Genomic DNA, 22,832 nt, shown 5'->3' on the forward strand with positions numbered 1-22,832 from the left:
GATTATTCTCGGAAAATGCCGAAATCGACATCTACGCCAGAGTGCCTCAGGTCTTCGTAAAAGAGGGGGACGTATCCAGTCGGGTGGAATTGTCCGTCTTGGCCTTCGACCCGGAAATAGAAGATGTCGTTGAGTCGGAACGCGTCGAGATCGACACCTTGGACCTCTGAGATCTGCTGAACCCTGAAACCCTGGTGCTTTACTCGACTCACGATGACCACGAGGTTGACCGCACGTGCGATCTGTTCACGAATGCCGCGCGGGCTTAAGTCCTGGCTCCCAAGAATACAAAGGCTTTCCAGACGTCCCATGACGTCGGCGGAACTGGTCCCGTGCATGGCGAGCATACTTCCTTCGGTCCCGCACGATGCGGAAGTAACCCAGTCGTAGGCTTCGGGGCCACGGCATTCATCGAGCACAACTCTTTGTGGGTGCATGGAAAGTGCAGAACGAATGAGGAAGCGCGAATCGTAGCCGAGAGCCGGATTTGCCTCGAGCCGCACTGCGTGGGCCGGCGCCATCATTTGAGAGTGATCTTCGATACACACGATTCGATGCGAACCGGGGATCTCTTGCGCCAAGGCACCGAGCAAGGTGGACTTACCTGCACTCGTGGGCCCCCCAATCACGATAGAACGCCCGGCTTTGACAGCGCTAACCAGGAATTCCGCCATCGAGGCTGAGAGCACGTTTTGTTGAACCAACTCATCGAGCGATTGGTGGCGCAAGTTGGGTTTTCGAATCGTGATGACCGGTCCATCCACAGAGAGTGGCGGCATCATGATATGCACGCGGGTGCCATCACTGAATCGGACCTCGTCGGTCAATACGTCTACTTCTCGTGGGCCGAGCAAACGGTAGGCCACAAGATGAAGAAGTTGCGGGTGGCTGAATGCACGTGCGGCTTGGACCAACTCCCCATCCCGACGGATATTCACGCGGTCAAATCGATTCACGTAGATATCTTGAATCGAGGGGTCATCGAGGTATGCCTCCAGGCATCCGAGCCCAACCGCCTCCGCCGTGACGAGATTGACCAACTCTTCGTGGTCAACACGCGGCCCAACGGTGTTCACTGCTTGCCTCACAGCGTTGGTGAGTCGTTCGCGATCTTCGGGGCTAGGAGGATAGGTCAGCGGGAACTCGTGATAGGCGACCGTCTCGAAGAGAACGGTGGCGACGTCGTGTTGCGCAGCATGGAACTTAGGGTCGAACTCAGATCCAATCTCCTCGCTCATCATTACCGCTGAGCCAACTGTAGCAGCTGGCGTGCGCCCCAAACGGTCGCCCGGGCGGTCGACGGTCACGTCGTCGTTCTTCGGGTTCCATACCGGCTTTTCAACGGGCAGCGGGCTGAGCTCCACGTCCATCACGGGCGGTTCAAGCGGCTGTGGGCCGGGGGTTCTCGACCGCGGCTCCGCGTCGAGGCGCTGTGGCGTTGCCATAGGCTCCACGTCTAGCTCGTCGTCAAGTTCAGGGATCAATTCTTCGAAATCCATTTCCGGAGGGCCGGGAGGAGGCGGAGGTGGGGCAGCATGCATGCTCTCGATCTGTAGGCTAAAGTCGCCTATGAAAATCGTATCCCCAGAAATCACTGGTTTTTCTCCAGCGATTCGCTCGCCGTTGACATAGGTGCCATTCAGGCTTCCCAAGTCCGAGACCGCAAACCCATTGTCGCGTACCACAATAATGGAATGCTTCTTCGACACGTTCGCCTTTGGCAGAACAATGTCGTTCCCCTTCATACGGCCAATCGTTATCTCCGACTTGTTAAATTCGAAGGTGGATTGCTGTCCTCCCTTTTCACTTACTGTAACGGTGAACATTCGGAGGGTCCTCCTGAGCGCAAATATTGAATCATCGAAACTGCGTGGGATGGTGACAGATGCATTGGAGACCTGTCAAGAATCTGCCTCGGGTTCTGACTCGAGTTCCGATTCGAGTCGCTCGGCGTCATCAGAGCGTCCCAAGTCTTTATAAAGCACAAGGAGCGTCTTCGTGAGCCTCGACTTCTCGGTCGAATCTTCGGTTCGGGCAATCAGAATTTCGAGAATACGAGCGACTTCGTCCCAATCCTCAAGTTCTTCAGCGATCTTGCGCTTGAGCCGCAGTTCCGCATCCTGAGTTTCTTCGGGTAGGGATTCAAAGAGGTCGTTTGCTTCTCGCGCGTGCCCGCGTTGTTCAACCAAATGGCGAACAAGCTCAAGGCAGACCTCGTCTCGCTCAACATCTGAGGCGTTTGCAAATTTGGCACGAAGCTCTTTTGTCGCCTTCTCTTGAGGCGTCTCTGCTGGCTGCAGTCCACTCTCTGGTACCGGACGTGGGAGCTTCTCGAACACCGTCAAATCTGCGGGTGCAAACTCCTTGTCGTAGAGATGACAGCGCACAAGATGTCCGGGCTCCAACTCCACCGTCTTCGGTTCGTGTTTGGAACATGGTGCAAAACACGCAGGGCATCGGGTGTGAAACCGGCAGCCGCTTGGAGGGTTGATAGGGGAGGGGACATCACCCTTAAGAACCACACGAGCCTGTTTGACACCGGGTTTTGGGTGCGGGATCGCCGAGAGCAGAGCTTGTGTGTAAGGGTGCCGTGGCGTGTCAAAGAGGTTATCGCAGGTGGCCATCTCAACCATCTGCCCAAGATACATAACGGCGATTCGGTCGGAGATATGCTTCACAACGGAAAGGTCGTGGGCGATGAAGAGATAGCTCAGGTTGAATTCTTCCTGCAAATCCTGAAGAAGATTGATGACCTGTGCTTGGACCGACACATCGAGCGCACTGACCGCTTCGTCGCACACGATGAACTTCGGGTTCAGCGCAAGGGCCCTGGCAATGCCGAGTCGCTGGCGCTGGCCTCCCGAGAACTCGTGCGGATATCGCGTGATATACGATGGTTGGAGGCCGACCTTCACGAGTAGCTCCTCGACCATCTCACGGCGCCTATCGCCCTTTGCAATTTTGTGAAACTCGAGGGCTTCCCCAATGATGCTCTCGATCGTCATCCTTGGGTTAAGACTTGAAAACGGGTCCTGGAAGATGATCTGCATGTTTCGGCGTGCAGCCCGCAATTCCTCGCGTTCAAGCTTAAAAACGTCCCGACCTTCAAAGAACGCTTCCCCTGAAGTTGGCTCAAGGAGTCGCAGCAGAGTGCGACCGGCCGTGGTCTTGCCACATCCCGACTCGCCCACCAGGCCGACAGTTTCGTTCGGCATAACTGTGAACGAGACATCATCCACGGCTTTGACATGCCCGACTGTCCTCGAGAGTAGCCCCTTTGTGATGGGGAAGTACTTCTTGAGGTTCTTGACCTCGAGCAAAGGCTTTGCTGCAGGCGAGTTCATATTTCTTCCTTGAGCTTTCCGCTCTGCACATCGTCAGCGAACCAACAAGCAACCAGATGGCCCGGCTCGATCTCTTCCGTGGGAGGCTGCGTCGAACACTTCTCTGTTGCGAATGGACAACGTGTCCGAAACCGGCAGCCCGTTGGAAAGTCTTGAGGACGCGGCACCATGCCAGGGATCACGTAGAGTCTCTTTCTCTGGATGGTCGAAGACTCGAAGCTCGGCAGCGAGTGGAAAAGTCCGTGTGTGTACGGATGGGCCGGGTTTTCGAAGATCGTCTCGACGTTTCCATATTCGACAATCTTGCCCGCGTACATCACCGCAACCTGATCGCACGTCTCCGCAACGACCCCAAGGTCGTGGGTGATGAAGAGAATCGACATCCCAAACTCATCTTTGAGTTCGTTTAGAAGCTCGAGGATCTGCGCCTGAATGGTCACGTCGAGCGCCGTCGTGGGCTCGTCTGCAATCAAGAGTTTTGGTCGGCACGCAAGGGCCATAGCGATCATGACACGCTGCTTCATACCGCCCGACATCTGGTGCGGGTATTCGTCGATCCTCTGGCGAGGAGATGGGATTCCCACGCGCTCGAGCATATTGATCGCCATCTCGCGCGCTTCCGGATACTCCACGTCTTGATGCAGAAGGATAGCCTCAACGATCTGGTCACCGACCGTAAAGACGGGATTGAGGCTCGTCATCGGCTCCTGGAAAATCATGGAAATGTCATTTCCACGAAGCTGGCGCATCTCCTCTTCAGAGAACTTGGTGATATCTCTTCCTTCGAAAAGAATCTCGCCGCCCACGATTTTGCCCGGAGGGCTTGGAATCAATCTCAGAATGCTCAACGAGGTCACCGACTTTCCAGAGCCGGACTCGCCCACCACACCGAGTGTTTCTCCCTTCTTGATGGCGTACGAAACACCATCAACGGATGGCAATACGCCATCATCAGTGAAGAAGTGAGTTTTCAGGTCTTTGATTTCGAGCAAATACTCGGACATATGGCTATTTCCTGAGTTTGGGATCAAGTGCATCACGTGCACCTTCGCCCACAAGGTTCAGAAGCATGACGGTGACGAAAATCGCAAAACCCGGAGCGAGGGTGAGAACCATTCGGTTCGTCTCTCGACCTGCGGTAAGGATTTGACCCCAACTTGGTGCCGTGGCGGGACCGAGCCCGAGGAAGCTCAAAGAAGCCTCGATGAGAATCGCTCCAGCTACGCCAAACGTGGCCGCAACGAATACGGGTCCAAGGGCGTTGGGCATGACGTGGCGGAAGATAATGCGTCTCTGCGTGAGCCCGAGCGCGATAGCCGCCTGTACGAAGTCTTGCTTCTTTAGACGGAGGAATTCGGCACGAACCAGGCGCGCGATGCCTGTCCAACCCGTGATTCCAATAATGAGCATGATGTGGAAGATGCTCGGGTCATCAATGAAGCCACGCAGCGTAAGAATCAAGAAGAAGGTTGGGAAACAAATCATGACCTCGATCAGCCTCAAAACCGCGAGGTCGACCCATTTTCCAAAATAACCTGCGAGGCCGCCTAGAATGACCCCGATAGCAGTGTAGATGCCCACGGCGACGACACCGATAGTTAGCGAGATACGTGTACCGTAGAGAATACGTGTGAACACGTCGCGGCCCTCGCGATCTGTGCCTAACCAGTGCTTCCAGCTGGGATCCGCGACTACGGCCATGACGTCCACGTCACGGTAAGAGTACTTGAGCGGAGGGAAAATTGAGCTCACACCTTCGAGCTCGGCGAGTCCAAGATAGTCGACGTAGGGTTGGCGATAATCGAGGAAATAGGCAGCTACGAAGACGACCGTGTTGATGAGCGTGGCCCAGAGAACGAACTTCGTTCTGAACGCTGCGTAGACCCTGCGATTCGCGAACTTTCGAGTCTTCTTGATCCCGAACCACGCCACGAGCGAAAGTGGGCACGTGAAGAGTAGGGTGTTGAAGAAGATGTCCAGACCATTCTCAAAGAAGTTCTGGTCAAAGAGCGAGGCAAACCAGGGGAAATGAAGCCCCTCGAGGTGAGCTGGCCCAACGCCGCTTGGAATCGAAATCATGAATGGCACGTTGAGCGCCATCATGGGTGCAAAAGTCGCGACCACAAAGAGCACCAAGACGCCGTACATGCTGTAAAAGCTCAGCGGGTACTTCTTGAACTGTGTCCAGACGATTTCCCCATAAGTCTTAAACTCTTGGTCCGCTTTCTGGCGAATCTCTTCGATAGCTTGTTCTTCACTCATCTTGTGTCTCAATCGAAGCTGATTCGTGGGTCGACGACGGCGTAGCTAATATCTGAGAGCAGCAAGCCAACCAGGGTCAACACGGTGGAAATTAGTAGGACACCCATGATCGCGTTGTAGTCGCGTGCGAAGATGCTCTCGAACATGAAGAGTCCCATCCCGGGGATATTGAATACGTATTCGATGACCACGGAGCCACCGATAAGCGCGGGGAGCATGGTGCCGAGGAGCGTAAGCACAGGAATCATGCCGTTTCGCACAGCGTGCTTGATGACCACCATGGTTTCGCTCAAGCCTTTTGCGCGAGCGGTTCTGATGAAGTCGGCGCGAATGGTATCGAGGATTCCGGTACGTGCGTATCGTGAAAGCGAAGCAATACTTCCGTAGGTCAAACAGAACGCAGGCAGCATCAGGTGATAGGTCATGCTGGCGGTGTATTCCAGAACGGTCATGTCGTCGGTTGATGCTATGCCAGGGCGTGGGCCGTACCAGTCTGGGAGTCGACCCGCGAAACCGCCTGTCGGGAACCAACCAAACGGGTCGCCATCGGCGAAGGTTTGCAACAACAAGACGCCGACAAAGAAACTCGGAAGGCTGTAGAGGGCAAATAGAACGCCCGTGAGAACCCTGTCCGCGTTGGTGTTTTGCCTGTAGGCGCTCCAAATTCCGAGCGGAATACTCAGAATATACGCGATGATAATCGAGACGAGATTGAGGACCAACGTATAGGGAAGGCGCTCCATGATCTTCTCAAGGACGGGGCGCTTGTCCACGTGGCTTACGCCGAAATCAAAGCGCATCAGGTTGCCCCAATACTTCGCGAAGCGAGTATCGATGAAGAAGATTTTGGTCTTGTCGGTAAAGCTCCACTCCCAACGCGCCTTGTTCTCCTCAAACCATGGATTCCAAGTCTCCTTGAGGAAGGCGTCCAATTCCTCTTTAGAGGCCGCCGAACTAGACCACTGACTAATCATTTCGTTTTCGGAATTGATACGCTTGTTGTAGGCGCGCTCCTCGTCGGTTTGCTTTCGGCCGTATTCGTTGATGAGTCGTTGTTTAGCATTTGTGGAGAGCCGATTTGTGGCTTGTAAGCGCACATCAAGCCTTTCGTGGTTGTTCGCGATGTCGATGAGCTGGGGAACGATATAGAGTCCCCAATCTTCGACAACATCCTGAGCCTTGATAATCTCGGCAGAAGACGGTCTGACACTCGCTTCAATACAGCCTTCAGGAGCGCCTTCTCCACACACCGGGCGGTTGAAGTCTGCGAGAGCCTCGAGCTCTTGATTCACATCGTTAACGGTCAGACTAAACCGTGTGTTGAACATCACCGGTTTGTCGAAGTTGAACTGCTCTTTGAAGATTCTGTAGCTCTCGCGACCCTCGGCCGAACGCGCATCCTGAGCACCGTCGGAGCTCTGAGCTTGTCCGCCAGGCTGTCCAGGCGCGAAATTCAGCACCACAAAGATGATTACCGCGATCGCAAAGAGCGTGGGAAACATCAGGAGGATGCGTTTGATGATATACGTGGTCATGCCGCTTAGTGCCTCGCTGAAGTTCTATTTTTGGTAGTCAGGATCGATCCACCAAGGGAGCGAGTACATCTGAGGCCGGGTCTGGTTGATAATCATGTTTTGTACACGTGGATTCCAAACCGCAGTGGCTCGTGGCGAGTAGAAGAACGTGTAGGGTTGCTCTTCGTGAAGGAGCTGGTGGAACTCATGGAACATCTTGAGGCGCTCTGCCTCGTCGAATGTCACGCGCAACTTCTCGATAATTTCGTCTGCTCTTTTGTTGCGGAAGCCGACACGGTTTGACCCCTTAGGCACATCGGCCTGAGATGAGTGCCAAATCTGGTAAGGGTCGATGACCCATGAGAGGCCCCAGCCGCCCGTGAATGCGTCGAAGTCTCCTTCATCCATCTTCTTCTGCATGGTCGGCCAGTCCACCGCGAGCTGAGTCATGTTGATGCCGATCTTCCTCAAGTCTTCCTTGAAAACACTGAGGTAGGTTCGGACCTCTGGACGGTCGTAAGAGACGACGTTGAAGTCGAAGTTCACTTTGGTTCCGTTGATGACCTTGTCGCGGATACCGTCACCATCCGTGTCAATCCAACCTGCGTCTTCGAGAAGCTTCTTGGCTTCATCGAGATTGAAGGGGATAGGCTTGATGCTCGTGTCGTTAGCTGGGTGCTTGTAATAGAACGGACCGGTCTGAACGGTACCCAAGCCGAAGAATACGTTGTCGATGATTCCCTGTCGGTTGAGCGCCATGGTCATCGCCTTTCTGACTCGTTTGTCTTGGAAGAGCGGCTTATTCGCGTTCCATCCGATGTAGTAGTAGGCGAAGACGTCTACTAGGCGGTGATTGAGCTCGCCACGAGTGAACGCCGAATCTTTGGCGTCACGAATATCGTTCTTATAGTGATTTGGCGGAAGGCTTGGCAAAACGTCGATCTCGTCCGCCTTGATCTTAAGATATGCAGCTTCCGGGTCTTTGACGATGGAGTACTCAATTCGATCAATTGGGTATCGCGTTCCAAAGTACTTGTCGTTTCTCTCCAAAATCACGTGTTCGCTAGCCTTGGCTTCAACGAAACGGTAGGGGCCTGTTCCCAGGGCATACTTTGACGCCCAGTGATTGTTGAACTGCAGACCAAGGGTCTCAGCAGGAAGGTCCTCGCCGGTTTCGTCTTTGGTGTAGAGCCATTTTGGAAGAGGGTAGACTCCAATCGAGAAGTCCATCGAGTTGTAAGTCTTTTGCTTCCACTTAACCTTGAACGTGTACTTGTCGACGACAGTCGCACTCTCAAAGTCCTCGTAATAGTTCTTGAGAGCGCCGGCCTCAACTTGAGGGTTTTTGACCATCTCAAAATAGAACACTGCGTCCTCTGCAGTCAGCTCGCGCTGCTCTTTGAGCCAGGCAAACTTCGGGTCCGAGAAGTCAACATTTGGAACGTGCCAGTAGACCCCTTCTCGCAAATGGATCGTGTACTCCAAAAAGTCGTCGGAAACTGTGACTTTGTAGGCGAGGTCTGGAACCCAACGGTCTGGGTTGGAGAAGTCACGACGTGCAAAAGCCGAGTGAATCAGGCTCTGAAGGTTGGACACGTCCACCGAATTCTCGGTCAACCAGTTGTAGCCTTTTGGAGTGTCACCGAGATAATTTCGAAGCGTGCCCCCAAACTTTGCGTCCGCCGGCACTTTCAGGTCCTGAGCGGCCTCAAGGATATTGTCCGGGTCATTGAGCGCGTCCGCGTATTTTCCATTGTCCGCAGACCCACCAGCCGACGAGCCTCCCGTTCCCCCAGCGAGCGCCACGCCCGAATTGAGTTTCTGCAGGATTTGCTCATTTGAGGCATTCAACGACTCGACCTTCTTGGAGAGCTCCAGCGCCGCACGTTCTGCGGAATTGGTTTGCACAAGGTTCAGAATGGTCAAGAGCGAGAGGACGACGAGCGTCCCGATCAGGAAAAGTGTAGCTTTAAACGTACGAGGCATTGAGAGCACTCCAGAAGAGTCGCCTATCTGCGACTAGGCTCGGAAAAAAGTCGGCGTAACATATGGACGAGGCGCTAAGGTGTCAACCCTCGGCGCAAGGGCTCATTCCTCTTCAAAGACGCCCACAACTTTAATGTGAAGCTCTTCGAGTTGCGCCGGGTCAACGAGGTTTGGTGCGTCTGACATGGCGTCTGCCGCGCGCTGTGTTTTGGGGAATGCGATGACGTCACGGATGCTCTCAGCGCGAGAAAGCAGCATGATGAGTCGGTCCATTCCGAAGGCAATTCCGCCGTGCGGCGGCGTGCCGTAGGTCAAGGCATCAAGCAAGAAGCCGAATTTCTGCCGTGCCTCTTCCTTAGAAAGCCCAAGGAGTTCGAACACGCGGTTTTGCACGGTTTCCTGGTGGATACGAATTGAGCCACCGCCAATCTCACTGCCGTTGAGAACGAGGTCGTAGGCTTGCGCCTTAACTTCCTTGGGATTGGTATCGAGCAGCTCAACTTGGTCCGGACGAGGACTCGTGAATGGGTGGTGCATCGCGTAGTAGCGGCCTTCGGCCTCGTCGTATTCGAACATGGGGAAGTCCGTCACCCAACAAAACCTGAAGGCTTCTTTGTCGATGAGTCCGAGGTCGCCGCCGAGCTTCTTCCTCAGGTTTCCGAGCGCCGCGCAGGTGACGGATTCCTTGGCGGCAACCATCACAAGGAGGTCGCCAGGCTCAGCTTCAAAAGCAGTCTCAAACTTGGTGCGAACTTCGTCGTCGAAGAATTTGGAAACGCCGCCGGACCAACCATCCGAATTGACCTTTGCCCATGCAAGGCCTTTCGCACCGTAGATGCCTACGAACGGTTCGAGTTCGTCGATCATTTTACGGCTAAACGTCTCTGACCCACCCGGAATTCTGATTCCACGAACAATGCCGCCTTCGCTGACAGTTTGTTCAAACACCTGGAATCCGCTCTGGCCAGCGATTTCTGTGACGTCTACGAGTTCAAGGCCGAATCGAAGGTCGGGTGCGTCGACACCGAAGCGACGCATCGCCTCATCGTAAGAGATGCGCTCAAAGGGCGGATTGATCTCAAAGCCAGCACAGGTGAAGATTGATTTCATCAACCCTTCGCAAATCCGCATGACGTCTTCGGTGGTGACAAAAGACATCTCCATATCGATCTGCGTGAATTCGGGCTGGCGATCCGCGCGCAAATCCTCGTCGCGGAAACAGCGCACGATCTGGAAGTAACGGTCAAAGCCCGAAACCATGAGCAATTGCTTGAATATCTGCGGGGATTGAGGAAGCGCGTAAAACCGGCCTGGATTGACGCGAGAAGGGACGAGGTAGTCTCGCGCTCCTTCAGGCGTGGACTTGGTCAAGTACGGGGTCTCGAGCTCTTCAAAGAGGTTCTGCGTAAGATAAGTGCGGGTCGCTTGATTGACCTTGCTTCGAAGGCGGAGAGCTCGTTGAAGAGGCTCTCTCCTCAGGTCAAGGTATCGATACTCCAAACGTAACATTTCATTCGCGTCCGTGTTTTCACGGATCTGAAATGGAGGTGTTTTCGACTTCGAAAACACTTCAAGTCGCTTACCGATGACCTCAACCTCTCCCGTTGGGAGGCGATCGTTGATGTTAGAGCCACGGCTTACAACCTGGCCAACAATGCCGATGCACCATTCGGACCTGAGTTGATTGGCTAGCTCGTAAGATTCCTCTGTGTCGGATTCAAATCGGACCTGCACGAGGCCCTCTTTATCCCTCATATCAATGAAAATGACGCCGCCGTGGTCTCGGGAGCTCGCGACCCAGCCGAAAAGAATGACCTCTTGACCGATATGCTCAGCTCTAAGGTCACCACAAAAATGCGATCGTTTAAATTCACTCAGGAAAGACACAATAGGCTCCTTCTCGTCTCAAGTAACGAAGGTGCCTTAAATCATGCTGTAAAGCGGGTGTCAATCGGCTCAGTCTTTACCCAAAACCTCAGAGAGTTGAGGACGGATGCAAGAGTAACAATCGTTGCGCCCCAGGAATCCACATCCCCGTTTGGGTAAACCGTCCAAATATCTGAAGGATGGCAACATTTCTTCGCTACTCTCCTTGCGCGCCTCAGCTACTAGCGTCTCCAAGTCTTTACATTTCCTGTTGGTGCGCAACTCGAATTGAAGTTGTTCGGCGCGCCTCAGCTTTTCCCAAATGCCTGAGGCCCTCATCGTCTTTTCAGCCCGCTCTAGGACTTTGCGCTCAGAATCTACAAGCTTCATCAACTCAGTTTTAGCTTCAGTGGACCAATTTTTTTGGAGGTAGGCCGCGGAGGCTTTTGCTGCATCTTCGTCGGCGTTGAAAGCCTCGATCATCACCAACCTGACCGCCGAATCCTCTGAATAGAGCGGTTCAAGCTCAACTGCGCGCGAGAAACTATCGACCGCATCCTTGTAGCGCCCATCTTGTACAAGAGCGCTTCCGAGCAAAAAGTGAAAATGAGGGTTCTCCTCGTGGTTGAGCCTCGCACCGTTTAGACCCTCAATGGCGCGCGAGATATCCCCTGAGGCCTGGGCCTGAAGAGCCGCAGCAACGTCTGGCTCCTGCACAAATTTAGCGCGCTCTTCAGCTAGGGTTGACTGGCGAATGGAATCCACCTGGTCGGAAAAAACTTTGCCGGTCAAAGAGCCGATCGATACGAACACAAAAACGGCCGCCACAGCGAGTGCTCCCACGACCCCTAGAATACGAGGGTCCCTCAGCGACTTCTGCAACTCGGGTGCTTTCAAAGAGTTAGACAGGGCCACGGTCTCTTGCTGATTGGAAGGGGGCCTTGTCGAGATCGACGTCTCAGGCGGAGTCTCGATTTTGATGAGTGCTTCGACAAGATCCCTCGCAGAGGCAGGCCGGTTCTCGGGGTTCTTGGAAAGGCAGCTCAAGATGAGCCGCTCAAGTTCAGGAGGAATCGCCTGATGCGAAACTTTTGAAGGCTGTGGCGGTGGCTCGGTTACGTGCGCGGCAAGGATCTGAGCTACACTACCCCCGGTGAAAGGCACACGCCCAGTGACCATCTCAAAAAGTACGATCCCCAACGCATAGATATCAGCCCTGTGATCGATCTCCTCGCCGGCCGCCTGTTCAGGAGCCATGTAGCTCGGGGTTCCATAGGTCATCCCGGCTTGCGTCAACTTAGTCGCGTCAACACCAAGTCTGACTCTTGCCACCCCAAAATCCGTGACCTTTACGAAAAGCGGGTCGTTTTCCCTGGCCACTATCATAATATTGGCGGGTTTTAGGTCGCGATGAACAATCCCCAACTCATGCGCCTTTTCCAAGGCGAGCGCGATTTGCTTGGCGATATGGAGCGCAGAAGGGATGTCGAGGTCACGCTCGGCAAGTATCTCGTCCAAAGCCTTACCATCGAGCCATTCCATAACGAGGAAGAACGAGTTTTCCCCAAACTTTCCGAAGTCGGTGGCGTTGCAGACGTTGGGGTGGTCAATATGAGCGGCCGCCTGGGCCTCCCGTTGAAACCGTTCGACGACTTCTGGATTGTCCAGAAGTTGGGGATGCAGCATTTTGACTGCTACATCCTTGTGCATGAAGGTGTGCTTGGCCTGATAAACAGACCCCATAGCCCCTTCACCCACACGCTTCACAAGCTGATATCGCTCGGAAAGCGTTGTTCCACTCAGGTCTTTGTTGGGTTCCATCTACTGCTCAAGATCTTCGGACACCCAAACCTACGTGGGTGATCTCATGACCGGTCCACTGTGACACAGCTCTGGCAGTGTTGAACACTGCATTTTTGTCCGGGCTCGCTTCAATGATAGGCAGGAGGTCGCCTTCGGGGGTGCGCACGAGCAGTGAAAATGCGTCAACTTTAACTTTCCGTTCGTTTTCGGCGATCGGGTACTTGACCATGGCGTAGACCAATTCATCGATCTCACTAAAGTCGAGTTGACCCTCGGCGCCTTTTACTTCGAGTTTGCGCTCCGCAAGGTTGAAGGTAGCGAGGTGGGTGTCTTCCATGGAGTCCATCGGCCCGAATCGTGCGGCCATCAGGGCAAATCCGAGCACGACAATAGCAACCATGACCGTGTTCCAGTCGTGAAAACCGCGCGCGCCCTCATAGGTAAAGAGTCCAAATGAACCCGCGGCCGCTGTCACAGCGCCCCAGAGGCCCCATGGGCGCTTTTTAGGGTTCGCACGCTTCGCACTGAGTTCCACGAGATGGCCGGCACCGCGAAGGGTCGGTTTGTAGACTAGGAACTCATGCGAGGTCGAAATTTTTCTAGGACGTTTCACTTGGAGCTCTGATCCAAGTCCAATCGTGTTCGATGCAATACCCATTTTCCGGACTCCTTGATGACCACGATTTTTGTTGCGCCCGAGTCGTGGATGGCGAAGATCTCTTTTCGTGTTGCCGTTTCCGATTCCTCCTCTCCATCCACGCTATCGACGAGTTGAGTGAGGTTCGGTGCGAGCAACGTAAGCACTGGGTCAAAATCGACCAGACCGTTTTCTGTCGTGATTTTCCCTGCCGCCAAAACGTCTTGGACAGACGATTCGCTGTTGAGGGTAAGAAAACTTTTTGTCTCTTGGGATAGGAGCCCCGAAGCTTCCTCGTAGCGCTGCTGCTGGAGCAGGCTGAAGAGCTGCACGATCGCTTGCCGCGCCTCGAGGTACGCCTCTTGAGAGTCGTCTTGCTCAGCCGTCTGGACGGACACCCGCTCGGACTCAGGAGGAGGTGGTGGCAGCTCATATCGGGCCGCACAACCGGAAGAGGCGAGGGCAAGTCCCCAAAAAACAGAAGAAAAACGTAGTTTCATTGTACATTCCATATTAAAGTCGCGGCCAGATGATGTACCACGGTCAGGAAAAGATGAATCCAGAATGGTCAAAGTTTCGCATGAGTAGTCTTACGAATACAATTGAGATACCATGCACGGCATTTGCAGTAGGTTCGAAGGGATTTCATGGCTAAGTTTACACTAGAGTTTGAGACAGATCGCGGTCCATTGCGGCAGGAATACACATCCTCGAGCGTAAGTATCGGACGAGATCCCTCTTCGGATATCCATTTGGATCATCCCACGGTATCGCGTCAACATGCCTTGATCATCGAGCATCCGCAGGGCTACACACTGGTTGTGCTGAGTCAAAACGGGCTAACTGCTATCAACGGCCAGCAGGTGACCAATCAGGCGGAACTCTCGAATGGTGTGACGCTTAATTTCGGTCAGGTCACGGCAATCTTTAGCTCCGCGCATGTGGCTGCCACTGCACCCGTTGCCAGAATTCCGCACACCGAAGTCGCGACACAGCCGACGATTCAGCACGAGGCTCGCACCGAGGCGATTCCTGTGGTTCCCGGCCAATCTTTTGGCGCACCCGGTGGTTTTGGTCAGGGCACCGGTAATTTTGCGCAACCTTCATTCGGGGCGCCTCAGCAACCGGCGCAGAGTTTTGGTCAAGGAGCAATGGGCGGTACTGGAAACTTTGCCCAGCCGGCATTTGGCCAGGGAACTGGCAATTTTGCGCAGCCCAACGCTGGTGCTCAAGGGTTCGGTGTGCCAACCCCTGCAGCCGGTCCTCCCCCAGAAAAGACGGGGCAACCCCAGACCGGACACGGCATCATCTCCTGGGATCAGATTGCGGCGCAGGCTGATAGTGCGAAGGAGTCCAAAGAGGAGACCAACTACGAAAAGCTCCAGAATGCGTCGAAGAAGGGGCAGGGGGAGACCAATCCCATCGTTCTAATAGTCGGTGCAATCGGCTTGATTGGCATGGGCTACTTTCTTTTCTTTTACGACGATAGCCCGGCTAGTTTCCAGGCGAACACGGGCGGAGGTGGCGAACAAGAGCGCGTGATCTACGAGCCTTTGGATTTCGACTGCCCAACGCCAAAAGACTGTCTTGATAAGGCAGAGAATCGTTATGCGGTTGGGGCAGAAAACCTTCGACGAAAAGAAGTCGACGTCTCGAACCTCTTCATGGCCTATCTAAACCTAGATATGGCGGACCGCTTCTATGAGGCTGCCGAGTCCAAGGAGCCTGCGGATCTGGATGCGAAACGAGAGGAAGCCGCGATTGAGCTCGACGATAAAGAGCGCGACCTAAAGGTGAGATTCCATCAGGCGCAACAGAAGAGCCAACACGAGGAGATGTACAAGGTTTTGGTGGAGGCCAAAGCGTTCTTCCCGGACAAGCGCTCACGTACAAATAAGTGGGCCGTCAGCAAAGAGACGATGATGAAAGTCAACGGCATCATGCCCAAACCTAAGAAAAGATAAGGCGATGTCAGCAGCCCGCACGCTCGTTGTCACAAAGTCGCTTAGCGCTCAAAGCCTCAATCCATGGGGTATTTGGGTCTTTTGTCTGGCGACTTGTGTTGCTGCGGTTGGTGCGCTTTTGATCACGGTCATTAACGTCGGTGTTCAAGAAAGTTCGACCAATATCGCCACACGAGCGACGATAAGCCTTGTTCAAGTAGGTTTGGCGATTGCCTATGCGATGGCCGTCCGGCACGAAAAGCGTTGGGTAGACGGAAAAGGGATTCTTGTCTTTTTGGCGTATGCCTTGATGGAGATCGCGTTCTGTCCGCTCGGAAGCGTGCCTTTCGTGATTTTCCCTCTCATCCTCTACCCGCTCGTTGAGGAACGGCGTCAAACCTTCGTACTTTTTGTAGCTGGCCTGCTTTTGATTTTGACGATATCGAGCGGCTATGTTTCAGAGATGTTGGGTTTCATCGCTGAGGTTCACCTGAGTGCGCTCGCAAGGCACTCAATATTTTTTGGGATAGGCGGTGGACTTGCGTTGGGGCTAAATCGATACCTCATAGGCCTCAAACATGTGGTCGACGAGCTCGACCAGAACATCGCGGAGCTAGGCAGTTATGCACTCCTTGAAAAGCTTGGGACCGGGGGCATGGGGGAGGTCTGGCGCGCGGAACATCGACTCTTGAAGCGACCGGCGGCAGTGAAGTTGATTCGCAAGGAGCGATTGATTGGGGATGATGATAACCCCGAGCGCGAAAGAATTGCCGTGGCTCGATTCGAGCGCGAGGCTCAAATGACAGCCCGTCTTACCTCGCCGCATACCGTCAAACTCTACGACTACGGACGCTCAGATTCCGACGGCCTCTACTATGCCATGGAGCTTTTGCACGGGATGGACCTCGAGAATCTGGTCACCAATTACGGGCGCCTGCCTCAAGAACGTGTCCGCCATCTCCTCATGCAGCTCTGCGACTCGCTCCATGAAGCCCATGCCCACGGTTTGATCCATCGAGATATCAAGCCCGCGAATATCTATATCTGTCAGCAAGGGCTGAAACTCGACTTCGTAAAAGTCCTAGACTTTGGTCTTGCGATTGAGGAGCAAGACTTTCAGTCCGGAGACCGTTTGACGGTGAAGGGGAAGATCACCGGGTCTCCTACCACAATGGCTCCAGAACAAGCGTTTGGAGAGTCGGTGGACGCTCGAGCCGATATCTACGCAATCGGTTGTGTGGCATTCTATGCGCTTACGGGTCGCCACGTTTTCCGGGCGGCGTCGCCTCGGGAAATGCTGATGAAGCACGTCAAGTCCCTGCCAGAACTTCCAAGTACCATGGCCGAGATCACCCCGGAGTTTGAGGCGTTGATCTTAAAGTGTCTGGCCAAAGAGCGCGCCGATCGGCCACAGAGTGCAAGTGAACTTCACGATGCCCTTGAGGCCTTGGTACTGCCAGGGACTTGGACGCAAAGCAGCGCAAGAGCCTGGTATAAAGAGAACAAGATCAAGATCGTCGAAGACGCGAGCTGAACCTCATAAGGTAGGCGTTGACTCTCAGGCGTGCAGTCGATATAGAGGCGCTCGACTTTGAGTAAATTCTCGAAACTCTAAAAAGCCTGCGCATAAGGAATCACATGAATATTCACGAGTATCAGGGCAAAGCACTGTTTCGCTCCTATGGACTTAACGTGCCAGAAGGTATCCCCGCATTTAGCGTTGATGAAGCGGTTGAGGCAGCCAAGAAATTGGGTGGTCCGCTTTGGGTCGTCAAGGCTCAGATCCACGCAGGTGGCCGCGGAAAAGCTGGCGGAGTGAAACTGGCGAAGAGCCTTGATGAAGTCCGTGAACATGCAAACGCAATCCTCGGTGCGACTTTGGTGACGCACCAAACGGGTCCAGAGGGCCAGCTCGTTCGCCGTCTTTACATCGAGAGTGGCTGCGACATCGCCAAGGAATTCTACCTTGGAATGGTTGTAGACCGTGCCACTGGTGGGATCGTCGTCATGGCGTCGACCGAAGGCGGAGTGGAGATCGAGCGAGTCGCCGAGGAAACTCCAGAGAAGATTCATTACGAGTCGGTCAATCCGCTCACTGGCTTCAGCGATTTCCAGGGACGAAAGCTTGCGTTCAAGCTCGGACTAGAAGGCAAGTCCGTTCATCATGCTGTGAAGTTAATGAAAGATCTCTATAAGGTCTTCGTAGAGAAAGACTGCTCACTCGTTGAGATCAACCCTCTTGTCCTTACAAAGGGCGGCGAGGTCATCGCGCTCGATGCAAAGTTGAACTTCGACGACAACGCGCTCTTCCGCCATCCTGATATTGAGGAATTGCGCGACGAGCAGGAAGAAGACGCGTCCGAGAACGAGGCCAAGAACCACCAGCTTAGCTACGTCAAACTCGACGGAAATATTGGATGTATGGTCAACGGCGCTGGCCTTGCGATGGGCACGATGGACATCATCAAGCACTACGGCGGAGAGCCTGCCAACTTCCTCGATGTGGGCGGTTCAGCAGACGCAGCACGCGTGGCTGCAGCCTTCAAAATCATTACGTCTGATCCCAATGTTAAGGGCATCTTCATCAATATTTTCGGCGGTATCATGAAGTGTGATGTCTTGGCTGATGGTGTTGTACAAGCCGCGAAAGAGGTTGGCTTGAGTGTCCCACTCGTCGTCAGACTTGAAGGCACGAACGTAGAAAAAGGTCGGCAGATTTTGGCCGAAAGTGGGCTCACTATTCTCAACGCAGAGTCGATGGGAGATGGAGCTAAGAAGATCATCGAGGCAGTGAACTAAGTTCAGCAGAAGGAAAAGTAACATGAGTATTCTTGTTGATAAAAATACGCGCCTGATCTGTCAGGGCATCACCGGTTCGGCCGGAAAATTTCACAGCCAGCAGATGATCGAATACGGGACAAACCTCGTAGCGGGCGTGACACCGGGCAAAGGTGGCACATCGGTTTTGGATCGTCCGGTTTTCAACACCGTCTCAGACGCAGTGAACGAAACAGGCGCTAATGCTTCAGTAATCTACGTTCCACCTCCGTTTGCCGCGGATGCCATTCTTGAAGCGATCGACGCGGGTATCGAACTGATCGTGGCGATTACGGAGGGCATCCCTGTCATCGATATGATTCCGGTCAAGAAGGCCCTTCAAGGCTCTAAGTCTCGACTGATCGGTCCAAACTGCCCGGGCGTGATTAGCCCTGGAAAGTGCAAGATTGGAATCATGCCTGGCCATATCCACCGCGAAGGTAATATCGGGGTGGTCAGCCGTTCCGGTACATTGACTTATGAGGCAGTGGGCCAGCTTTCGGCTATCGGCCTTGGCCAATCCTCATGCGTGGGTATTGGTGGTGACCCAATCAACGGAACCAACTTCATCGACGTTCTCGCGCTCTTCAACGACGACGATCAGACGGATGCTGTCATCATGATTGGCGAGATCGGCGGTTCCGCTGAAGAAGAAGCAGCAGCTTGGATCAAAGAGAACTTTAAGAAGCCAGTAGTCGGGTTCATTGCAGGACGCACAGCACCTCCGGGCAAGCGAATGGGCCATGCTGGCGCCATCATCGCAGGCGGAAAGGGCGGAGCCGAAGATAAGATCGCGGCGATGCAGGCTGCAGGAATTCACGTGGCACCTTCGCCCGCGGAAATGGCGTCCACGCTTCAAAAGATCCTCTAATTCTTGTGTTTTAAAACGGGGCCGTTTGCGCAGATTGATTTGCGTTTACGGCCTTGGTTTTCGTGAGACCATAAAATTAACGTTTGTTCAGGAGTACCAAAATGGAAAGAACACTTAGCATTATCAAGCCAGACGCCGTTGAGCGTAACTTTGTAGGTCAAATCATCAGCCGCTTTGAAGCCCAGGGCCTTCGTCCAGTGGCCATGCGCATGATGCACTTGAGCCAAAAAGAAGCCGAAGGTTTTTACGCCGTACACAGCGAGCGACCTTTCTTCAAGGACCTTGTCTCTTTCATGACTCGTAGCCCTGTTGTGGTTATGGTTCTTGAAGGCGAAGGCGCAGTAGCTCGCAATCGTGAGATCATGGGCGCTACCAACCCAGAGAACGCTGCAGAAGGCACAATCCGCAAAGATTTCGCCAAGAATATCGAGGAGAACTCGGTTCACGGCTCCGATTCACCTGAGAATGCGGCAATCGAAATCGCCTATTTCTTCCGAAGCACGGAGATCTGCTAGTCTCAAGAGCGAGATTAGCCGAGGTATGTGATGGCACGAAAAGACCCCCCATTTGAACTGGCGATGAAGGCTTTCACCGAAGATGGTGAAGTTGAGGCGCCGGTCGACCTAAAGAATTTCACAAAGGGGGAGCTGCAAGCCCTGGTTCAAGACGGACTTGGAGAGAAGGCTTTTCGTGCGTCACAGCTCTATGAGTGGCTCTATAAGCATCGTGCTGTTGAACTCTCCGAGATGACAAACCTTTCTAAACACCTTCGTGCGAAGCTCGAAGGTGTGGCTAGAGTGTGCGCACTCAAGCAGGAAGGTGCTTATGAAGCCGCTGATGGGACGACCAAGCTGACATTTCGATGTGACGACGGTGCGGTCATCGAATCGGTCTTCATTCCCTTTGAGTCCCATAACTCACTTTGCATTTCGAGCCAGGTGGGATGCGCCATGGGTTGTACGTTTTGCTTCACAGCAAAAATGGGACTATCCCGACATCTGAGTACTGCTGAAATCGTAGACCAGGTGGTTCAAGCTCGAAATTGGGCTGAAACGAAAGGCGAGACGATTTCGAATATCGTCTTCATGGGCATGGGTGAGCCGTTGCATAACCTAGAGAACGTTCTCAAGGCATGTGATATTTTGATTGAAGAATCGGGGCTTAACTTTTCTCGCCGCAAAGTAACGGTTTCAACATCCGGTTTGGTGCCAGCGATTGAACGATTGATGGACGAGTCGAAGGTACAGCTGGCAGTGAGCCTCAACGCCACCACGGATGTGCAGCGGAGCAAGATCATGCCGGTTAATGACCGCTACGACCTTGAGACCCTGATGGGATCGCTCCGCGGCCTTGACCTCGAAAAGAGGCAGCGAATCACGTTCGAATACGTGTTGCTAAAAGACTTCAATGATTCGTTGGAAGATGCAGCGCGTATCGTGGAGTTGGTGAAGGGAATTCCTAGCAAGATCAATATCATTCCATTCAATCCTCATCCGGAAACACCATTTGATATTCCGGCGGAGAAGACGATCTCTCGCTTCCAGGAGTATCTGGTGGCTCATAACGTGAGTTGTTTTCGCCGCAAGACTAGAGGCCGTGATTCCATGGCAGCCTGTGGACAGTTGGGCGAGCCAGTCCCGGGCAAAGAGCCGCGTCATCTTCGGCGGCGGCTAGAAAGTTTGCACAAAGAACTTGGTTAGAATCTGAATACGGAAGGCACATGAGTTTATTAGTGGTTGGTTCCGTGGCGTTTGACTCTGTAAAAACGCCGTTCGGGGATGTCGAAGATGTGTTGGGCGGCTCAGCCTTATATTTTTCGACCTCAGCAAGCTATTTTACCGATGTAAGTCTAGTGGCCGTTGTCGGCGATGACTTTCCAGAGGAACCGGTAGAGTTTCTGAAGTCTCGCAAGGTTGACGTCAAGGGCCTTCACCGGGCCGAGGGGAAGACCTTTAGGTGGAAGGGTGAATACGGCTTCGATCTCAATGAGGCTCATACGTTGGACACACAGCTCAATGTATTCAGCGACTTTAAACCAGAGCTTTCCGATGCTCAGAAGGATGCGAAGTTCATCTTCTTGGCGAATATCGACCCTGAACTGCAACTCGAAGTCTTGAATCAGGTACGAAACCCTGAGTTCGTCGCATGCGATACGATGAATTTCTGGATCAATGGCAAGCCCGCCGAGCTTCGGCGTACCCTTGAGCGTGTCAATATGCTCGTTATCAACGAGTCTGAGGCGCGAGCGTTGGCCGGCGAATCCAATATCGTGAAGGCAGCACAGGCGATTCGAGCTATGGGCCCCCAATACCTCGTGGTTAAACGAGGTGAGTATGGTGCGCTCGTGTTCTCGGACAAGGAGACATTCTTCGCCCCCGCTTATCCGTTGGAATCTGTCTACGACCCAACTGGCGCTGGAGACACCTTTGCGGGCGGGTTGATGGGTTATATTGCCAGCCGTGGCCGTGTGGATGACGAGACACTTCGCTTAGGAACCGTGATCGGTTGCGTGATGGCGAGTTTTGACGTGGAGCAGTTCAGTTTTGATGCGCTTCGCGACCTGAAAGCGGCTCAGATTTTGGAACGATTTAAACGTTTCCATTCTCTTGTGAATTTTGAGACCCTGACGGAGCTACCGGCGCGTTGACGTCCGGTCCTAACCTGCAATTTGTTTGGAGACGAAAATGAAGAAGCTTTGTTTGGTTGCTGCCCTGGCGCTGATGATTGGGTGTGGAGAGGATGAGAGCCCTTCGAATAACGCCAACAACACGTCATCGAACAACGGTCAGACCACTGAAACCAACAACTCGACTACCAATAACGGCGACTCAGGGGTTGATAACAGCGGCATTACCTATCAAGACTCTTATCAACTCATCTTCGACACGATGGCCTTCGACGAAGATTCGCTCGCCAAGAGTCTGAATGGGCTTCTTGCGCAAAACTTCGACCAAAGCCTTGAGTTTCCGATCATCGTATTGGTGGACCTGAAGTCCATCGACCCAGACGGTGGGACTCTAGAAATCCGAGGTGGTTCTGGCCTAAAGACAGAGACCGACGGCGAGTATATCTGGGATCCGGAAGGCGACGATTCCTATGACGCTGGGACCCTAGGCTCAGCAAATGGCCGCGTGGAAGGCGTGCTTCAGACGCTCAACTTTGTGGCAACTTTAGTCACAGAAACGGGAACCACAAAAATGCCAATTCCGATTCGTCAGCTGGAGTTCTCTGGCAACATGCAACTCAGCGAAGACGGAAGTACCGGAAGCATTGCCAATGGGCGTATGTCTGGCTATCTGACCAAGGAGGATGGCGACGCAGCACAAGTTGTTATTGTCCCTGGGGGGACGCCGATTTCGATTACGGACCTGTTCAAAGAGGATAAGCTCAACTACGATTCCGCTTCAGGTGAGTTAGTGGCGGCAGGTGAGGGCGATTCGTGGTTGCTCAATGCCAGCTTTACAGCCAAACCAGTGGTGATTGTGGAGTAAACATGAAGTTGGGCCGAGTGATCGGGACAGTAGTCTCGTCTACAATTTATGCCGGTTTGGATGGGATTAGGTTTCTGGTCGTCCAGCCTTTGAACTCCAAGTTGGAAAATGACGGCCCCGACATGGTCATGGCTGATACGGTTCAATCGGGACCTGGCGATATCATCTTTTGGGTTGGAAGTCGGGAAGCAGCTTTGGGCATGCCCGAAACGTTCGTCCCGGTTGATGCCGCGATCGTTGGTCATGTGGACCGAGTCGGGCCCGTGGATGCCACGCCCGCCTATGAGGAGCGCTAAGT

The 22,832-nt window shown here is 53.6% G+C and carries 18 protein-coding genes and 1 pseudogene; 9 read left to right on the forward strand and 10 right to left on the reverse strand.

Annotation, left to right across the window (positions count from 1 at the left end):
* Positions 1-2: 2 nt before the first annotated feature.
* The 10 genes and pseudogenes from FRD01_RS01560 to FRD01_RS01605 all read right to left on the reverse strand — a co-directional run bounded on the left by FRD01_RS01560 (position 3) and on the right by FRD01_RS01605 (position 13,912).
* A complete protein-coding gene (locus tag FRD01_RS01560; protein WP_146957000.1) occupies positions 3-1,826 on the reverse strand; it encodes a TadA family conjugal transfer-associated ATPase in 1,824 nt (607 codons plus the stop codon).
* A 540-nt stretch (positions 1,827-2,366) separates the two neighbouring features.
* Positions 2,367-3,344 (reverse strand): annotated as a pseudogene (locus FRD01_RS01565) (ABC transporter ATP-binding protein); the annotation flags it as partial.
* On the reverse strand, positions 3,341-4,381 hold the full coding sequence (locus FRD01_RS01570; RefSeq protein WP_249755918.1) for an ABC transporter ATP-binding protein: 1,041 nt from the start codon (positions 4,379-4,381) through the stop codon (positions 3,341-3,343). The gene FRD01_RS01570 and the pseudogene FRD01_RS01565, both read right to left, overlap by 4 nt.
* The gene (locus tag FRD01_RS01575; RefSeq protein ID WP_249755919.1) at positions 4,353-5,606 is read right to left on the reverse strand and encodes an ABC transporter permease; all 1,254 of its coding nucleotides are present in this window, start codon (positions 5,604-5,606) and stop codon (positions 4,353-4,355) included. Before FRD01_RS01575 ends, FRD01_RS01570 begins: the two co-directional genes overlap by 29 nt.
* Before the next feature lie 8 nt (positions 5,607-5,614).
* Positions 5,615-7,141, reverse strand: a complete 1,527-nt coding sequence (locus FRD01_RS01580) for an ABC transporter permease (protein WP_146957004.1) — start codon at positions 7,139-7,141, stop codon at positions 5,615-5,617.
* Between the two features lie 24 nt (positions 7,142-7,165).
* The gene (locus FRD01_RS01585; RefSeq protein WP_146957006.1) at positions 7,166-9,106 is read right to left on the reverse strand and encodes an ABC transporter substrate-binding protein; all 1,941 of its coding nucleotides are present in this window, start codon (positions 9,104-9,106) and stop codon (positions 7,166-7,168) included.
* 102 nt (positions 9,107-9,208) lie between these two features.
* A complete protein-coding gene (gene aspS, locus FRD01_RS01590; protein ID WP_146957008.1) occupies positions 9,209-10,996 on the reverse strand; it encodes an aspartate--tRNA ligase in 1,788 nt (595 codons plus the stop codon).
* Between the two features lie 66 nt (positions 10,997-11,062).
* Positions 11,063-12,793 carry a serine/threonine-protein kinase gene (locus FRD01_RS01595; protein WP_146957010.1) on the reverse strand — a complete coding sequence of 577 codons (1,731 nt, stop codon included), beginning with the start codon at positions 12,791-12,793 and terminating at the stop codon, positions 11,063-11,065.
* A gap of 7 nt (positions 12,794-12,800) precedes the next feature.
* Positions 12,801-13,388, reverse strand: a complete 588-nt coding sequence (locus tag FRD01_RS01600; protein WP_146957012.1) for a hypothetical protein — start codon at positions 13,386-13,388, stop codon at positions 12,801-12,803.
* Positions 13,385-13,912, reverse strand: coding sequence for a hypothetical protein (locus tag FRD01_RS01605; protein ID WP_146957014.1), 528 nt, complete (start codon positions 13,910-13,912; stop codon positions 13,385-13,387). The genes FRD01_RS01600 and FRD01_RS01605 overlap by 4 nt, the downstream gene beginning before the upstream one ends.
* Before the next feature lie 147 nt (positions 13,913-14,059).
* On the opposite strand from FRD01_RS01605, the gene FRD01_RS01610 reads away from it, so the two are divergent.
* The 9 genes from FRD01_RS01610 to FRD01_RS01650 all read left to right on the forward strand — a co-directional run bounded on the left by FRD01_RS01610 (position 14,060) and on the right by FRD01_RS01650 (position 22,830).
* Positions 14,060-15,376: an FHA domain-containing protein gene (locus tag FRD01_RS01610; protein ID WP_146957016.1), complete on the forward strand. Its 1,317-nt coding sequence runs from the start codon at positions 14,060-14,062 to the stop codon at positions 15,374-15,376.
* Between the two features lie 4 nt (positions 15,377-15,380).
* Positions 15,381-16,889: a serine/threonine-protein kinase gene (locus tag FRD01_RS01615; protein ID WP_146957018.1), complete on the forward strand. Its 1,509-nt coding sequence runs from the start codon at positions 15,381-15,383 to the stop codon at positions 16,887-16,889.
* 104 nt (positions 16,890-16,993) lie between these two features.
* The gene (gene sucC / locus FRD01_RS01620; RefSeq protein ID WP_146957020.1) at positions 16,994-18,154 is read left to right on the forward strand and encodes an ADP-forming succinate--CoA ligase subunit beta; all 1,161 of its coding nucleotides are present in this window, start codon (positions 16,994-16,996) and stop codon (positions 18,152-18,154) included.
* A gap of 22 nt (positions 18,155-18,176) precedes the next feature.
* Positions 18,177-19,043 (forward strand): succinate--CoA ligase subunit alpha, encoded by an 867-nt coding sequence (gene sucD, locus FRD01_RS01625; protein WP_146957022.1) that lies wholly within the window; start codon positions 18,177-18,179, stop codon positions 19,041-19,043.
* Between the two features lie 101 nt (positions 19,044-19,144).
* On the forward strand, positions 19,145-19,558 hold the full coding sequence (gene ndk / locus FRD01_RS01630) for a nucleoside-diphosphate kinase (RefSeq protein WP_146957024.1): 414 nt from the start codon (positions 19,145-19,147) through the stop codon (positions 19,556-19,558).
* Positions 19,559-19,588: 30 nt separating this feature from the next.
* The gene (rlmN, locus tag FRD01_RS01635; RefSeq protein ID WP_249755921.1) at positions 19,589-20,743 is read left to right on the forward strand and encodes a dual-specificity RNA methyltransferase RlmN; all 1,155 of its coding nucleotides are present in this window, start codon (positions 19,589-19,591) and stop codon (positions 20,741-20,743) included.
* Between the two features lie 20 nt (positions 20,744-20,763).
* Positions 20,764-21,690 (forward strand): PfkB family carbohydrate kinase, encoded by a 927-nt coding sequence (locus FRD01_RS01640; protein WP_146957026.1) that lies wholly within the window; start codon positions 20,764-20,766, stop codon positions 21,688-21,690.
* Between the two features lie 37 nt (positions 21,691-21,727).
* The gene (locus tag FRD01_RS01645; protein ID WP_146957028.1) at positions 21,728-22,534 is read left to right on the forward strand and encodes a hypothetical protein; all 807 of its coding nucleotides are present in this window, start codon (positions 21,728-21,730) and stop codon (positions 22,532-22,534) included.
* A 2-nt stretch (positions 22,535-22,536) separates the two neighbouring features.
* Positions 22,537-22,830 (forward strand): EutN/CcmL family microcompartment protein, encoded by a 294-nt coding sequence (locus FRD01_RS01650; RefSeq protein ID WP_146957030.1) that lies wholly within the window; start codon positions 22,537-22,539, stop codon positions 22,828-22,830.
* The last annotated feature ends 2 nt before the right edge of the window (positions 22,831-22,832 follow it).

It is taken from the genome of Microvenator marinus, assembly GCF_007993755.1.
GTDB classification, from domain to species: domain Bacteria; phylum Myxococcota_A; class Bradymonadia; order Bradymonadales; family Bradymonadaceae; genus Allomicrovenator; species Allomicrovenator marinus.